The sequence below is a fragment of the Streptomyces sp. NPDC044704 genome (assembly GCF_056433525.1).
In genome coordinates this window covers 519,021-534,071 of sequence record NZ_JBWKGY010000001.1, presented here as the reverse complement: position 1 = coordinate 534,071, position 15,051 = coordinate 519,021, and the positions used below count along the sequence as shown (strand labels likewise).

18 protein-coding genes are annotated in these 15,051 nt (G+C 72.7%); 3 read left to right on the top strand and 15 right to left on the bottom strand.

The features are described 5' to 3' along the window. Positions 1-104 precede the first annotated feature (104 nt). The 5 genes from AC07B0_RS02480 to AC07B0_RS02460 form a co-directional block, all read right to left on the bottom strand. Positions 105-371, bottom strand: a complete 267-nt coding sequence (locus AC07B0_RS02480) for a DUF4235 domain-containing protein (RefSeq protein ID WP_356875078.1) — start codon at positions 369-371, stop codon at positions 105-107. Further along, entirely contained in the window at positions 368-847 is a 480-nt protein-coding gene (locus AC07B0_RS02475) for a DUF3618 domain-containing protein (RefSeq protein WP_478896310.1), read from the bottom strand. Before AC07B0_RS02475 ends, AC07B0_RS02480 begins: the two co-directional genes overlap by 4 nt. After that, a complete protein-coding gene (locus AC07B0_RS02470) occupies positions 844-1,257 on the bottom strand; it encodes a phage holin family protein (protein WP_356875074.1) in 414 nt (137 codons plus the stop codon). Before AC07B0_RS02470 ends, AC07B0_RS02475 begins: the two co-directional genes overlap by 4 nt. 139 nt (positions 1,258-1,396) lie before the next feature. Beyond that, positions 1,397-2,473 (bottom strand): YihY/virulence factor BrkB family protein, encoded by a 1,077-nt coding sequence (locus AC07B0_RS02465; RefSeq protein WP_469384710.1) that lies wholly within the window; start codon positions 2,471-2,473, stop codon positions 1,397-1,399. Between the two features lie 75 nt (positions 2,474-2,548). Continuing rightward, the gene (locus AC07B0_RS02460) at positions 2,549-3,532 is read right to left on the bottom strand and encodes a magnesium and cobalt transport protein CorA (RefSeq protein WP_478864760.1); all 984 of its coding nucleotides are present in this window, start codon (positions 3,530-3,532) and stop codon (positions 2,549-2,551) included. A gap of 174 nt (positions 3,533-3,706) precedes the next feature. Between AC07B0_RS02460 and AC07B0_RS02455 the strand changes: the two genes are divergently transcribed. Next, positions 3,707-3,868: a hydrophobic protein gene (locus tag AC07B0_RS02455; RefSeq protein ID WP_283453945.1), complete on the top strand. Its 162-nt coding sequence runs from the start codon at positions 3,707-3,709 to the stop codon at positions 3,866-3,868. A gap of 99 nt (positions 3,869-3,967) precedes the next feature. Beyond that, positions 3,968-4,507 carry an NUDIX hydrolase gene (locus tag AC07B0_RS02450; RefSeq protein ID WP_478896308.1) on the top strand — a complete coding sequence of 180 codons (540 nt, stop codon included), beginning with the start codon at positions 3,968-3,970 and terminating at the stop codon, positions 4,505-4,507. 3 nt (positions 4,508-4,510) lie between these two features. On the opposite strand, the gene AC07B0_RS02445 is transcribed toward AC07B0_RS02450, so the two are convergent. From AC07B0_RS02445 to AC07B0_RS02405, 9 genes are all read right to left on the bottom strand, one after another. Next, positions 4,511-4,906 carry a hypothetical protein gene (locus AC07B0_RS02445; RefSeq protein ID WP_478896306.1) on the bottom strand — a complete coding sequence of 132 codons (396 nt, stop codon included), beginning with the start codon at positions 4,904-4,906 and terminating at the stop codon, positions 4,511-4,513. 142 nt (positions 4,907-5,048) lie between these two features. Continuing rightward, the gene (locus tag AC07B0_RS02440; RefSeq protein ID WP_469384701.1) at positions 5,049-6,512 is read right to left on the bottom strand and encodes an MFS transporter; all 1,464 of its coding nucleotides are present in this window, start codon (positions 6,510-6,512) and stop codon (positions 5,049-5,051) included. 48 nt (positions 6,513-6,560) lie between these two features. Further along, positions 6,561-7,520: a virginiamycin B lyase family protein gene (locus AC07B0_RS02435; RefSeq protein WP_469384698.1), complete on the bottom strand. Its 960-nt coding sequence runs from the start codon at positions 7,518-7,520 to the stop codon at positions 6,561-6,563. Between the two features lie 172 nt (positions 7,521-7,692). Beyond that, positions 7,693-8,007, bottom strand: coding sequence for an NIPSNAP family protein (locus tag AC07B0_RS02430; protein ID WP_356875062.1), 315 nt, complete (start codon positions 8,005-8,007; stop codon positions 7,693-7,695). Positions 8,008-8,027: 20 nt separating this feature from the next. Further along, entirely contained in the window at positions 8,028-9,077 is a 1,050-nt protein-coding gene (locus tag AC07B0_RS02425) for a fatty acid desaturase family protein (protein ID WP_356875060.1), read from the bottom strand. Between the two features lie 110 nt (positions 9,078-9,187). Continuing rightward, complete coding sequence (locus tag AC07B0_RS02420; RefSeq protein ID WP_469384695.1) at positions 9,188-10,060, bottom strand: hypothetical protein; 873 nt, start codon at positions 10,058-10,060, stop codon at positions 9,188-9,190. 35 nt (positions 10,061-10,095) lie between these two features. Beyond that, positions 10,096-11,019 (bottom strand): LLM class F420-dependent oxidoreductase, encoded by a 924-nt coding sequence (locus AC07B0_RS02415; RefSeq protein WP_469384693.1) that lies wholly within the window; start codon positions 11,017-11,019, stop codon positions 10,096-10,098. 103 nt (positions 11,020-11,122) lie between these two features. Then, positions 11,123-11,590, bottom strand: coding sequence for a MarR family transcriptional regulator (locus tag AC07B0_RS02410; protein WP_469384691.1), 468 nt, complete (start codon positions 11,588-11,590; stop codon positions 11,123-11,125). Next, entirely contained in the window at positions 11,587-12,081 is a 495-nt protein-coding gene (locus tag AC07B0_RS02405; protein ID WP_469384689.1) for a MarR family winged helix-turn-helix transcriptional regulator, read from the bottom strand. The genes AC07B0_RS02410 and AC07B0_RS02405 overlap by 4 nt, the downstream gene beginning before the upstream one ends. A gap of 218 nt (positions 12,082-12,299) precedes the next feature. Between AC07B0_RS02405 and AC07B0_RS02400 the strand changes: the two genes are divergently transcribed. Next, complete coding sequence (locus AC07B0_RS02400) at positions 12,300-13,640, top strand: AMP-binding protein (protein WP_478896303.1); 1,341 nt, start codon at positions 12,300-12,302, stop codon at positions 13,638-13,640. Between the two features lie 17 nt (positions 13,641-13,657). On the opposite strand, the gene AC07B0_RS02395 is transcribed toward AC07B0_RS02400, so the two are convergent. Continuing rightward, on the bottom strand, positions 13,658-15,034 hold the full coding sequence (locus AC07B0_RS02395; protein WP_478896302.1) for a DUF2201 family putative metallopeptidase: 1,377 nt from the start codon (positions 15,032-15,034) through the stop codon (positions 13,658-13,660). Positions 15,035-15,051: the final 17 nt, after the last annotated feature.

Here is a 15,051-nt window from a genome sequence, read left to right as displayed (position 1 = left end):
GCGCCTACCCCCATTCGACGGCCTTACCGGTGGGTCCGCCGATCTTCCGTGTTGTCCGGCACGGCTCCCGCCGCGGACGGCGGAGTGCCCGCCGTCCGCGGCGGTCACCCCGGCCAGGTGCCCGTCACGCGCCGGGTGGCCACGGCGCCCGAGCGGTCGACGGCGGCCTTGACGACGGCGAAGATCGCGCCCTGGACGGCGGCGGCGATCAGGATCTGCCGCCAGGAGCGGTCCTCGTCCGTGGCGCTGGGGGCGTCGCCGTCACCTTCGATGACCTTCCACGCCTGTTTGAACGCGGCGCTCGCGATCAGGCCGCTCACGGCTCCCAGGGCGAGCCCGACCGGCTTGTAGGCGACCTTCGAGGCCTTCATCGGCGTTCGCGGCCGCGCCGCACCAGCAGGAGGACGACCAGGACCGCGCCGGCCACGAGCAGCGGCTTGCGGTTGGCGCGCGCGGATGCCGCGGCGCGGCCGGCCATGTCGCGCACCGGCTCGGGCATGTGCTCCGCGGCCAGTTCGCCGGCGCGTGCCGTGGCCCGGGCGATGCGCTCGGAGGCCTGGGAGGCCTGGTCGAGTATGGGGTCGGGCGTCTTGTCCTTGACCAGCCGGGCGGCCTGCTGGGCCGTGGCGCGGATCTGGTCGGTGGCCTGAGCGGTCTTCTCCAGGGCCTCTTCCTTGACGGCGGTGGCCCTCTCCTTCGCGTGCGCCTTGACGTCGGCCTTGTCCGCCAGTGCTTCTACGGTCCGGCCCAGTTCGTCACGGGTGCGTTCGACCCGCTCCCGCAGTTCTTCGGGGGTGGGGGTCTCGGGGGTGGGGGTGCCGATGTTGGTGCGGGCGTCGTCGTTCATCGGTGTGCCTTCTCCTTGATCTCGGCCAGGTCGGCCTTGACGCTGTCGATGGTCTGCTGGGGGGCGGGGCTACCGGCCTCGGCGATCTGCTTCTTCCCGGCCTTGGCCGTGATCGCGGCGACGATCGCGAGCAGCGCCGTGACGATGAGGGCCGCGGCCCACACGGGCAGGACCAGTGCGAGGGCCGCGATGCCGCTCGCGACCAGGGCCTGGGCCGCCAGGACGCCGACGAGGCCCGCCGCGCCGAACATGCCGCCGCCCTTGCCGAAGCGTTTGCCCTTCTGGGTCATCTCCGCGCGGGCCAGCTGCATCTCCTCGCGGACGAGCTCGGAGATCTGCTGGGAGGCGCGCGAGACCAGCACGCTCACCGATTCGTCGGTGCCGTGGGTCTGCCGCTCTACCGTGCTCATGGCGTGGTCACCCTGCCCTTCGTCCTGTGTTCGCACGCTGTCGTCACCGCGCGACTACCCATCAATCCGCCCGGCACCCGCCCCGCGACCACGAGGTTCCGGGCCGTCCCTTCCGTCGGACTCCGATGCGGAGCGACGGTCACTGCTCCATGCGGCGACGGTCCTGGTCGCTCCAGGCCCGGGTGTCGCGGGGCCGGACGTAGGGCTCCTCGTCCTCGGGCAGCCCTCCGGCGATCGCCCGCTGGCGGGCCAGTTCGGCGTCGAACTCCAGCCCGAGGAGGATCGCGAGGTTGGTGATCCACAGCCACACCAGGAAGACGATGACACCCGCGACCGTGCCGTACGTCTTGTTGTAGGAGGCGAAGTTCGCGACGTAGAAGGCGAAGCCGGCCGAGGCGATCATCCAGATCAGCAGGGCCAGGAGGCTTCCGGGCGTGACCCACGTGAACCCGCGGCCCTTGGCGTTCGGTGCGGCCCAGTACAGCAGCGCGATCATGACCATGACGAGGAGCACCAGGACGGGCCATTTCGCGATCGACCACACGGTCAGCGCGCTGTCGCCGATCCCCAGGGCGGTGCCCACCTGCCGGGCCAGGCCGCCGGTGAAGACGACGATCAGCGCGCCGGCGCAGGCGAGGACCATCAGGGTCACCGTGAGCGCCAGGCGGAGCGGCAGCACCTTCCACACCGGGCGGCCCTCGGGCACGTCGTAGACGGCGTTCGCCGAGCGGATGAACGCGGCGACGTAGCCGGAGGCGGACCACAGCGCCACGACGAGACCGACGACCGCCATGAGCGACCCGATGCCGCTGCTGCCCTGCAACTGCTCGACCGCGTCGCTGATCACGTCCCGGGCGGAGCCGGGAACGAGCCGCCGCAGGTTGTCCAGCACCCGCTCGGTCGTCGACTCGCCGGCCAGGCCCAGCAGGGACACGAGCACCAGGAGGGCGGGGAACATCGCCAGCACCCCGTAGTAGGTCAGGGAGGCGGCCCGGTCGGCGAGCTCGTCGTTCCGGAACTCCGTGACCGTGCCGCGCAGTACCGCCCGCCAGGAGCGGGCGGGCAGCTCCGTGGGCTCGTCCGGGGCCCGCTCCTCGATCCGCGCGTCCGGTCCCGGGCGGGCGGCCGGGCCGGTACCGGTCCGGTCGGTGCCGGTGCGTTCGTGGTCGGCACGTTCGTGGCCGGTGCCGCGGCCTTCGTTCGGTGCGAGTGTCATACCGAGCGGCTTTCCACGCCGGCGGCACTCATGTCAGCGCGGTACCCGGCAAAGCCGGTTTCCCGGTCCGGCTCGCTACAGCCAGCCGTTGCGGCGGAAGGCCCGGTGGAGGAGGCCCGACGCGATCACCATGAGTGCGACGGCGAGCGGGTAGCCGTAGCTCCAGCCGAGCTCCGGCATGTGCTCGAAGTTCATTCCGTAGACGCCTGCGACCATGGTCGGGACGGCGAAGATCGCGGCCCAGGCCGAGATGCGCCTCATGTCGTCGTTCTGCCAGGTGCCCACCCTGGCCTGCTGGGCATCGAGGACCGAGTTCAGCAGCTCGTCGAGGGTGCGCACCTCGATGTCGGTGCGGTGCAGGTGGTCGGCCACGTCGCGGAAGTAGGGCAGGACCGTCGCGGAGCGCTCGTCCTCGCCCAGCCCGCCCACCAGGCCCGGGAGGACCGGCACCAGGGGCTGTACGGCGTCCCGGAACTCGCGCACCTCGCGCTTCAGCGAGTAGATCTCCTCGGTGTGGTCGACGCGGGAGGACGAGAAGACCCGGTCCTCCAGCCGGTCGAGCGCGGCGCGCACCTTCTCGGCGGCCTCGCCGTAGGCGTCGACGGCGGAGTCCAGGACGGCGTGCAGGACCGCGAGGGGGCCGTGGCGCAGCACGGACGGGTCGGCGTCCAGCCGGCGGGCCGCCTCGGCCGCGGGGTCCACCGTGCCGTGGCGGACGGTGAGGACGTAACGGGGTCCGACGAAGAGCATCATCTCGCCGGTCTCCACCGCCGCTTCCTCCTCGACGTACCAGAGGGTCTTCAGCGCGACGGCCAGGACGTCCCCGAAGCGCTCGCGCTTCGGCCGCTGGCGCGCGTGGACCGCATCCTCGACGGCCAGCGGATGCAGGCCCAACTCATCGGCGAGCTGGAGGAGTTCGGCTTCGGTCGGATCGACCAGACGCACCCAGCCGAAGGCGCCGTCGCCCAGCCCGCGCAGTCGTTTCAACACCAGCCGGCAGGCCTCGTCGTCGAGTCCGCACTCGACCGCCTCCGACCTGCCCGACCGTTCTTCGTACACGACGCATTCCATGGAACGCACATGCTTCGGACGTCCGGGTTCATGCGTCCGCGACCGCCCGCGCTCCCGGCTCGGGGGAGGTCACTTGCCCCGGTATTCGAATAAGAAACACATAAAGATCTTGCGCATGCGCCGGGCACGGTCGGGCACACGGTGTTGCGGAGGTTGATAACTATGGTTCCCCTGCTTCTCGTTCTGCTGCTGGTCCTGCTCCTCTTCGGCGCGGGTTTCGCCCTGAAGATCCTCTGGTGGGTGGCGATCGCCGTCCTGGTGCTGTGGCTGGTCGGTTTCGTCGCCCGTCCGAAGGGCGGTAGCGGCCGCTGGTACCGCTGGTAGCGGAGGGTCCGCTGCTCGGCGGTCCCCCGTTGGCCAAGGGCCCGGACTCCTGGAGTCCGGGCCCTTGGCCGCGTAGGGGCCCGGGAGATACTGGCGGCCATGACCGACCACACCGTCCCACCCGCCCCGTTCTCACGGATCAAGATCCGGACCGGGGCGCTCGTGTTCTGCGGAGACGACGTCGCCCTCGTCCGCCGCGACCGCGCCCACGCCACCCACTACACACCGCCCGGCGGCAACGTCGAGGACGGCGAAGACCTCGTCGCCGCCCTGCGCCGCGAACTCGCCGAGGAACTGAACCTCGACACGGCGCTGGCCGACGGCGGAGAGCTGCTGTGGACGGTCGACCAGCGCGTCACCCGCCCCGGCCCCACCCCGCCCCCGCGCAAGCTCCACCTGATCTACCGTTTCCACATCACCCCCGACGTCCGGGCCACCCTCGCCGAGCAGGAGCTGGACGAACTCCCCGACGGCAGCCACGAAGTCGGCGTGATCGAATGGATCGACTACCGCGAGACCGCCGACCTGCCGATCTTCCCGCCCATCGGCCCGGCTCTCGCCGCCCTCCCCCACCCCCGTGCCACGGTCACCGACGCGTCCCTGGGTGCCGTCACCGACGCGGACTACACCTGGGTGTGATCCTCAGAACGGATCGATCGCCACGCGGCCCGTCGAGGCCGCGCAGACGTCCCAACGGTCCCCCGTCCGGCGCAGGTCCAGGACGACCGCGATCCGGTCTCCGTGCGGCGGGGTGAGGTCGATGTTGACGGCGGCCGTGCCGTCGGTCTCGGTGGAGGACACGATGCGGTGTTCGAAGGTCTCCGCGAGACCGTGCAGGACGGCCGCCGGATCCCCGTCCCCGTCCGGACAGCCGCTTCCCGGCCCGGTGGCGGGCGCGGGCGCGCCGCGTCCCACCGTGTCGAGGTACGTGTCCACCGCCTCGTGCAGCGGGCTCGTCCCGGTGACACCGGTACCGGTGAACACCACCGCCATGACGATCGCGGCCACGCCCAGCGGCACCGCCACCACGACGGCCACCCACCCCGCTCCCCTACCTCGTCCTCCCCGCACTGCCCCGCCCTTCCGCCGGCGCCCCGGGACCCGGTCCGGCACATCTCCGATTGCCCGGAAGGACGCAGCACCGCGGGCCGCCGTTCCCGATCCGGCGGACGAGCGGGGCTCAGCAGCGGCGGGTCTGGTACGGCACGACCCCGGGCACGGGCGGGGGTGGTGTCGGGCAGCGGCTGACGGCGACGAGGAAGGTCAGCGCGATGCCGCCCGCCACGACGAAGAGCGTGGTGCTGATGCCCTCGGCGGTGGCGGTCCGTAGCTCCTCACCGGAGAGGCCCTCCAGGCCGGCGGTCGCCACCAGGACGAGGACGGCGAGACCGACCGCCGCCCCCGCGCCCGAGCCGGTGGCGGCGATGCCGGAGGCGATGCCCTGGTCGCGGTCGGCGATCCCGGTGGCGGCGGCGATGAACATCGCCGTGAACACCACCCCGTCGCCGATGCCGAGCGCGACCAGGCCGGGGACGAGTTCGGCGTACGAGCCGTCGGGCGAGATCGTGAGGCCCAGCGCGACCGCACCGAGCGCACCGACGGCAAGGGCCGCGGACAGCGTGCGCCGGAGACCGAACCGCGTCACGAGATGGCCGGCGACGGCCGAGCCCGCCACCACCACGGCCGTGGGGATGAGGAAGCCGACGCCGGTCTCCAGGGCGTCGTACCCCAGGACCTCCTGGAAGTAGAGGGACAGGAAGTAGAGCACGGAGCCGAAGGTCGCCATGAACATGAACGCGATGACGACACCGGTGACCAGGTTGGGGTTGGAGAACAGCCCGGGTGGCATGAGCGGGTCCTCGCTGCGCCGCTCGATGACGACGAAGGCCCCGATCAGCAGGACGCCCGCCGCCGCGCTCACCAGGACCGCGGGCGAGAGCCAGCCCCATCCGGGGCCCTGTACGAGGGCGAGCACGACGAGGGTGACTCCGGAGGTGACGCTGAGCGCCCCGGGCAGGTCGAAGTCGCGGCCCTCCTCGCGTGCGCCGTCCCGGGGGATCACCACGAAGGCGAGCAGCAGCGCGGGGCCGGCCAGGGCGACGTTGACGAGGAAGACCGCCTGCCAGCCGAACGCCTGCGTCAGCAGACCGCCGAGCAGCACGCCGATGACGAGGCCGGCCGCGCCCGCCCCTCCCCAGATCCCCAGCGCGCGGTTGCGGGCGCGGCCCTCGGCGAAGGCGGTGTTGATGAGCGCCAAAGTGGTGGGGAAGACGAAGGCTCCGCCGAGACCCTGGAACGCGCGGGCGGCGAGGAGCATGCCGGCGCTGGTCGCGAGTCCGCCCGCGAGCGCCGCCCCGGCGTAGAGGGCGAGGCCGGTGACCAGGACGCGGCGCCGTCCGAGCAGGTCCGCCGCCCGCCCGCCGAACAGCAGGAAGCCGGCCGAGGCCACGGCGTAGGCGCTGATCACCGACTGGAGGGTCTGCGCGGAATAGCCGAGGTCACGTGCGATGTCGGGGAGCGCCACGACGACGATGTACTGGTCGAGCGAGACGACCAGCATGGCGAAGGACAGGAGCGCCAGCATGGCTGTCGCACGGTTCCAGCCGAGGCTGCCGGACGCGGACGGTTTCTCGGCGGGTTCCACGGCAGCCCTCCTGATGATCGGTCAAGTCCGCGACGGGGCCCGGCCGGTCTACGGGCCCAGTTCCGCCGGGCGGCCGGTGGACGGCGGGAAGGCCAGGCCGGTGGGGGTGTTGAGACCGGTGGAGTTCACGGTGGTCTGCGCCCCGCCGGCGCGGACGCGGACGACGCGGTTGTTGAAGGCATCGGCCACGTAGAGGTCGCCCCGGTGGTCGAGGGCCAGGCCGAGCGGGCTGCTCAGCCCGGTGGTGGGGACGGTCGTCTGCGTGCCGGTGCCGGCGGCGATCTTCACGACGCGGTTGTTGCCGCTGTCGGAGATATAGAGGTCGCCGGTCGCGCTGAGGGCCAGTCCGGTGGGCTGGGAGAGGCCGGCGGTCGGGACGGTGGTCTGACCGCTGCCGTCGGCGGGCACCTTCACGACGCGGTCGTTGACGAAGTCGGAGACGTAGAGGTCGCCGTCGGATTCCAGGGCCAGGCCCCAGGGGTGCAGCAGCCCGGTGGTGGGAACGGTCGTCTGGCCGCTGCCGTCGGCCGGCACCTTCACGACGCGGTCGTTGAAGCTGTCGGCGATGTAGAGGGTGCCGGCGGTGTCGACCGCGAGTCCGAGGGGGCGCGAGAGGCCGTCGGTCGGGACGGTGGACTGTCCGCTCCCGTCCGGGGACGACCGCACCACACGGTTGTTGCCGGTGTCGGAGACGTAGAGGCGTCCCGCCCGTTCCCAGGCAAGGCCCGTCGGACGGACCAGGCCGTCGAGGGCGAGGGTGCTCTGGTCGCCGTCGTCGTCGGTGGGCAGGGTGACCACGCGGTCGTTGCCGTAGTCGGAGACGTACAGCGGCGGGCCGGTCCGCGGGCTCACGTCGTGGAACTGGGCGGCGTCCACGGGGCGCGCGGGCAGCGCGCACAGGAGCAGCAGTCCGGTGAGCGCGGCGAGGCGCCGGGGCAGCCGCCGTCGGGGCCGCCCGGCGGGTGGCGGGGGCTCGTGAGCGTGTGACTCGGCCGTGATGCGTTCCACGATTCACCCACCTGTTCCGGAACGGCCGGCCGTGCGCACGTCGTGCCGGTCCGGTCCCGCCGACCCTAGGCAGCGGCCGCGGCCCGGCCGGGAGCCACGCCATCGGCGGGGCCGCGGGCCACTCCAATGCACGGCCGGCCCGGGCCGCGAGCCGCAGGAAGGGGCAGCCGGGTCAGTCGCCGGAGGTGTCGAGCGGGCGCAGGAAGCGGCGCTCGTACCGCTTGATGCAGCGGGTTTCGCGTGCGAGGTCGAAGGCCGCCTGGCATTCCGGATCGGACATGCTGTCCGTGCGGTACTGCTCGTAGGCGGCGAAGCCGGGGAAGGAGAAGAGGGCGTACGCGATGTCGCTGTCGCCCTCGCTGGGCAGGAAGTAGCCGTGGTGGGTGCCACCGAACCGGTTGACCAGCCGGACCCAGCGGCGCCCGTACTCCTCGAAGTCCGCGAGCTTGTCGACGTCGATCTCGTACTTCAGATGAATGGTGATCATCCCCCCATGATGCCGGTGGGTCAGGTGGTGCGGGCCTCCCTGATCGGGGAACCGGCGTCGTGGAGGCTGGCGAGGGTCTGACGGTAGGAGTCGATCAGGCTGGTCTCCAGGTAGCTGATCCCGAGCTCCTGGCAGTGGCCGCGGACGAGGGCCTGGGCCCTGCGCAGGTGCGGGCTGGGCATGCTCGGGAAGAGGTGGTGCTCGATCTGGTAGTTCAGGCCGCCGAGGACGATGTCGGTGAGCGGGCCGCCGCGTACGTCGCGCGAGGTCAGCACCTGACGGCGTAGGAAGTCGGGCCGGTCCGTGCCCCGCAGGGTCGGCATGCCCTTGTGGTTCGGGGCGAAGACGGAGCCGAGGTAGATGCCGAAGAGGCACTGGTGGACGATCAGGAAGACGATCGCCTTGCCGGGCGGCAGCACGAGGAACAGGGCGCCGAGGTAGGCCGCGATGTGCGCGAAGAGGAGGGTGCCCTCCCAGGCCCGGTGCTTCAGGGACTCGTCCGCCAGCGACCGGATCCCGGACACGTGCAGGTTAAAGCCTTCCAGCGTGAGCAGGGGGAAGAACAGGAACGCCTGGTGGCGGCCCAGGAACCGGGGCAGGCCTTTCGCGGCGCGGGCCTGGTCGCGCGTCCAGACGAGGATGTCAGGGTCGAGGTCGGGGTCGAGGTCCTCGTGGTTGGGGTTGGCGTGGTGCCGGGTGTGCTTGTCCTGCCACCAGCCGTACCCCATGCCGATGCCGAGGTTCCCGGCGAGCCGGCCCGACCGTTCGCTGGCCTTGCGCAGGCGGAAGACCTGCCGGTGGGCGATGTCGTGCGCGAGGAGCGCGACCTGTCCGAAGACGAAGGCGAGGAGGCCGGCGGCGAGCAACGTCCACCAGCTGTCGCCGATCAGTACGAACGCCGTCCAGCCGGCGGCGTAGAGGGCCGACACGGTGGCCGTGCGGAGTGCGTAGTAGCCGGGGCGGCGGCCCATCAGTCCGGCTGCCTGGACCTTCTTGGAGAGCCGGGCGAAGTCACTCCCCGGATCCGGCCGGGCCGGCGGCGGACGCACCGTTTGCAGAGAACTGGCCATCAGGGGTCACTTTCCGTCATCGGTCGGCGGTCGAATTCCGTCATCGGTCGGCGGTCGAACCGGGCGCGCTCGCGCGCCGCACCTCCTGCGCCTACCCGCAATCGCGCGGGTCACCGCCCGGTCCCGGGCGGGTGGAGCGTCATGGTCCAGGTGTGGACGGTGTACCGGGTCGGGTGGTGGTCCGGCTGTGGCTCGGCGATGACCGCCTTGATCCGCCCGGCGTCGCGGGTGAGGGCGCTGATGCGGGCGGACGCCCGGTCGGTGGTGACCGGGAGGAGTTCCGCGAGGACCGTGGGGGCCAGGCCGCGGTCCACCGCGCGCAGCACGCCGGCGTCGAGGACCAGGATGGTGCCGTCCTCCAGGACTAGGGGGCGCGGGACCGTCGGGTCGGTCAGCCGCGGACCGCGCTCGATGACGCCGCCGGGGAGCAGCCGGACCACCCGGCTGCCGGTCGGGACTCGGCGGTCGCATTCGACGACCCGGACCCCGGTGCCGACGACGTAGTGGCCGTAGGTGCGCCAGGAGTCGACGAGATTTCCGTCGCGGTCGTACTCCCAGGTGTCGAAGCAGTCGTAGCCCTCCAGGCCGAGGAGGAAGCGGCCGCCCCGGAGGGCCGCGCCGCGCTCGCCGCGGAGTTCGGCGACCGGGGTGCCGTCCGACAGGTCCAGCAGCAGGGCCGGGCCGAGGTTGCCCCAGGGGGTGTACTCGAGGGAGTCCGTGGTGAGCAGGACCCGGCCGCCGCTGATGTGGGCGGCGTTGGGGCGGCCCGTGCAGGGCCGGGTCCAGCGGGTGCTGCCCGAGGCGTCGACGCAGCTGATCTTTCCCACCCGTCCGTGGATGCTCAGGCCGTCCCGTTCGGCGAGCGGGCGGCCGTCAGCGGCGCCGTGCCGCTCGTACGGGGGGACTCCGGTCCGGCGCACGTGCTTCGGCTTGCCGACGCGCCAGGGGGCGGCGGACGGGCTGTTCTCCTCGGAAGGCACCATGGCGGCGATGGTACGGAACCGGGTCCCGGGACAGGTCAGTTCGCGAGTTCTCCGAGGAGCGCCCAGGTACGGAGCCGGTCGGCCTCTCCGGCCAGGTCGGTTCCCGAGAACACCACTTCCGTCGCGCCGGCGTCCCGGTAGCGCCGTACTTCGGCGGCGACCGTCTTCTCGTCCCCGATGACGGCCACGTCGGACGCGCGCCGGCCGCCGGAGAGTTCCACGGCCCGGGCGTAGGAGGGGATCTGCTCGTAGAAGGCGAGCTGTTCGGTGGCCTTCTCGCGTACGGAGTCCACATCGTCGGTGACCACGCCGTGGACCAGCGCGACGATCCGGGGTGCGGGCCGTCCCGCGGCCTCGGCCGCCGCCGTGACGGCCGGGACGATGTGCCCGTCCAGGGCTCGGGGGCCGGCGAGGTACGGCAGTACGCCGTCGGCGAGTTCGCCGCTGACGCGCAGGGCCTGCGGGCCCATGGCGGCGACGAGCAGCGGCACGCCGCCCTCGGCTCCGGGCACGCGTGCGGGGATCGGGGTGGTGGCGGTGAGGAGCTCGCCGTGGAAGTCGGCGGTGCCGGTGTCGGTGAGCTGCCGCAGGGCGGTGAGGAATTCCCGCAGGCGGGCGACGGGACGTTCGAAGGGGATGCCGAAGCCGCCTTCGGTCAACAGCTTGGTTCCGAGGGCGAGTCCGAGGTGGTAGCGGCCGTGCGTCGCGGCCTGGGCGGTCTGCGCCTGGCTGGAGACGATCAGGGGGTGGCGCCCGAAGACGGGGACGGCGGACGTGCCGACCTGGAGGTCCGGCACCTCGCGCCCCACGATCGCGGCGAGTTGCGGGGAGTCGGCCCCGAAGGTCTGCCCGAACCAGGCGGACCGCAGCCCGGCGGCCGCGGCCTCCCTGGCGAGCCGCACGGTGGCGTCGATCTGGTTCTCCGGGCCGGTCGTGTGAAGAGCTACTCCGACAGTCATGTCAGGGGGAACGGGCGGCGGCCGGGCCCCATTCCGCCGCAGTGTGACGGTTTCTTGTCGGCTGTGTGTCCCGCGGGCTCCGAGAAGTCGAGGCGGTCGGGTGTCAGGCGGTCAGTGCGGCGAGTTCCGCGTTGGCGCGTTCGGTGACCAGGGCGAGGACACGGCCGGCGGCGGCCAGGTCCTCGGCGGGCATGCCGCTCCAGATGCGGGCGGTGAGGGGGGCGGTCTCCGCGGCGACGGCCGTGAGCAGTTCGCGGGCCGCTTCGGTGGGGCGCAGGTGCGCGCCGTCCGCGGCCAGCAGCTGTTCGGCCAGCAGCTCGTCGAGGACGGTGCGGATGTCGGCCGGGTCCGCCTTGAGGGACCCCTGGACCTCGGTGACGAGTTCGTCCGGTGTCCGCGGGGCGTCGGCGGTGACGGCGGCGCGCAGGACGACCTGCTGCGGGAAGGTGCGGCCGTGCCGGGCCAGGACGTGCTCCAGGACCCCGCGGGCGGCGTAGTGGGCCAGGCCGAGGGCGCGGGCGTCGGCGACGGGTGAGGTGGTGGCTGCGGTGGTGGCTGCGGTGCTGGTCATGGTGTCGTCCCCCGGGTGGTCTCGTCGGTCGGTGCGGATGGAGCGAGGGGTGCGTCGAGCAGGGTCATCAGTTCCTCGGTGAACGCGTGGGTCCGCGGGGCGTCGGGGCCGCCGAGCGGCTCCAGCAACTGCTGGAGCAGTTCCTGGACCACCTCGATGGCCTGCCGCGTGACGGTCCGGCCCTGCGCGGTGAGGGCGAGCTGTACGGCGCGCGGGTCGCGGGGATCGCGGGTGCGCTCGATCAGCCCGGCCGACTCCAGGGCCCGCGCCAGCTTCGACACGTACAGCGCTTCGAGGCCGGTGTGGTCGGCGAGCCGGCGCTGGCTGGGCCGCTCGCCGGTGCGCTGCATGCCGTGCAGCGACGCGACCAGCGAGTACTGCGCGTGGGTGAGGCCCAGCGGAGCCACCGCGCGATCGACCGCGACGCGCCACTTGTTGGCGAGCCGCCACACCAGGAAGCCGGGCGTGGGACCCGGGGAAACCTTGCTCATGAAAAATAGAATACATGGCTACTATGTCTATGGCGACTGTTTTCTCGCGGAGGTGGCCGCCCCACCGTTCTGCCTGGTCAGCGGCGCCCGTTGGTGCTTCCGCCGACGGGGTCCGGCGGCCATGGTGCGGACAGCGCCTTGCCCGTGGGCCTGCCGGCCGATTGGGTTGACCAAGATCAAGAAGGCGGGGGCGCTCCCCGGCACCGCGGAGGAAGCGAATGGCATCCATGCTCAAGGGCTGCACGCCCTGGCCCGAGGAGTTCGTCGACCGCTACTGGTCGGCCGGGCACTGGCGCGGCAACACGCTGGACAACCTCATGCGCGGCTGGGCCCTGCAATACGGTCCGCGTACCGCCCTCGTGCACGACGGCACCCGCCTCACGTACGCGCACCTGAACCGCTGCGTGGACCGCATGGCCGCCGGTTTCCGGCTGCGCGGCCTCCGGCCCGGACAGCGGGTCGTCGTCCAGCTGCCGAACGTCCCCGAGTTCGTCATCACCGTGTTCGCCCTCATGCGCGCCGGCACGGTCCCCGTGTTCTGCCCGGTTCCGTACCCCGCGTCACGGCTGGCCGATCTCGTGCGGATCACCCAGGCCGTCGGATACGTCGGACCCGCCGCGCACCCGGACTTCGACACCGCCGCGACCACCGCGGACATCGCCGCCCAAGGGCCTTTCCTGCGACGGGTGTTCACCCTCGACGCGCCGGGCACCTCGTCCCCGTACGGCGGCCTGACGACCGACCCGTCGGGCTGTCAGTACAGCTCGCTCGGGTCCATCGACGCCCCGCCCGAGCCGGCGCTCACGCAAAGCGCCGACCAGGTCGCGTTCTTCCTGCTCTCCGACGGTACGGCCGGCCCGTCCGCGCTCGTTCCGCGCACCCACGACGACTACGCCCACCAGGTGCGGGGCGCCGCCGAGCTGGTGTCGCTCACCGAGGACGACGTGTACCTCGCCGCGCTGCCCGCCGAGTCCAACTTCGCCTTCGGCTGCCCCGGCATCGTCGGAACCCTGTCCGTCGGCGGCACCGTCGTCCTGTCCGACGGCCCGGACCCCGCCGCGTGCCTGACGGCCATCGGACGGGAGCGGGTCACCGTCACGTCGGTGGTACCCGCCGTCGCCCTGCACTGGCTCGACGCACTGCCCTCGGTCCGGGCCGACCTGAGCAGTCTGCGCCTCGTGCAGATCGGCGGGGCGCCCCCGCACCGGGAGACCGTCGAACGGGCGGGCGCGGCCTGGGACTGCCGCCTCCAGCAGGTCCTCGACATGCCCGAGGGGCTGCTCACCCTCACCCGGCTCACCGACCCGGCCGAGACCGTGCTCACGACGCAGGGCCGCCCGCTCTCCCCCGCCGACGAGATCCGCATCGTGGACGCCGACGGCAAGGACGTGCCCGACGGGGAACCCGGCGAACTCCTCGCCCGCGGCCCGCACACCGTGCGCGGCTACTACCGGGCGCCCGACCACGACGCGCGCTCCTTCACCGCCGACGGCCACTTCCGCACCGGCCTCCTCGCCCGCCGCACCCCGGACGGCAACCTGGTGGTGGCCCGGACCTAGGCACTCTCGTCACGGCACTAGCCGATCTGGACCACGCGGGCCCATTCCGGGGGTGTGTCCGGGACGTAGTCGGGGTTCTGCTCGTCGAGGGAACCGTTGCCGCGCTGCCGGGCGAACAGTCCCACCACGGTGCGGCACGGCGGCCGCTGGGAGGGCCAGGGCGTCTGGCCGTCCGTCAGGACCACCACGACGTCCGGCCGGGGCCGGGCCCGCAGGGCACCGGCGAAGCCCTCGCGCAGGTCCGTGCCCCCGCCGCCGACCAGCTCGATCCCCTCGGTGCGGCACAGCGTGTGGACCGACTGCGCGGACGCGTCGCAGGACAGTACGGAGACCAGGTCGCGGCGGCCGCCCACCGCCCGGGAGATCTCCGCGACCTCGCGGAGGGCGCTGCCCAGTTCGGTGTCGCTGACCGAGCCCGAGGTGTCGACGACCACGCACACCCGGGGCGGCCTGCGTCGCAGGCTGGGCAGGACGGCGCCGGGCACCCCGGCGGAACGCCGTGAGGGCCTGCCGTAGCTGTAGTCGTCGCCCGAACCGGAGCCGGAGATCGCCGAGCGGAGCGCCGCTCCCAGCAGGTCCCGCCACGGCTGCGTCGGCTGGAAGGCCTCCTCCGCCCACCGCCGCCACCCCTTCGGGGTGTCTCCCGGCTGCCCTACGATGCCCTGCGCCACCCGGAACCGGACCGCGTCCCGCTCCTGTTCGCTGAGGCCGTGCGCGCCGTCCGGGCCCAGGTCCCAGTCCCGTTCCAGCCCGTCGGCGCCGCTGCCGCAGTCCAGCCAGGCGATGTCCTCCGTACGGGGTCCGAGCCGGAACTGGCGCAGGTAGTCCTCCATCAGCTCCCCCGGTGACAGGGCCAAGAGCCGGGGCTGGACGACTCCTTCGGGTGTGGCCAGCCCGTCGCCGAAGACGTCGTCGTTGATCTCGCAGTCCGCGGCGATGTTCATCCGCAGCCGTTCCGCCGGGCCGGTCAGCCCGTGTTCCCTGGCGTACCGGTCGCTGCGCCCGTGGTGGTCGCGGAGCAGGTGCGACACCTCGTGCACCCATACCCCGGCGAGTTCCTCGACCGGGGTCCGGTCCACGAAGGCGGGCGAGACGTAGCAGCGCCAGTGCCGGTCGACGGCCATCGTCGGAACCCTGCGCGACTCCACGGCGTGGAGGGCGAACAGGGCGGTCGCCAGGTAGGGCCGGACCCGTACGGCGTGCAGCCGGGCGGCGAAGAGCTTGTCGCGGTCGAGTCCCCGCGGCGCTCCGCCCGTGATCGGGAGGTCCGTGGTCGGGAGGTCCGTGGTCGGCCGGTCCGTGGTCGGCCGGTCCGTGGTCGGCCGGTCCGTGGTCGGCCGGTCCGTGGTCGGCCGGTCCGTGGTCGGCCGGTCCGGCGCCGTGCTGCCCGTCATCGCGACGTCCGTCATCG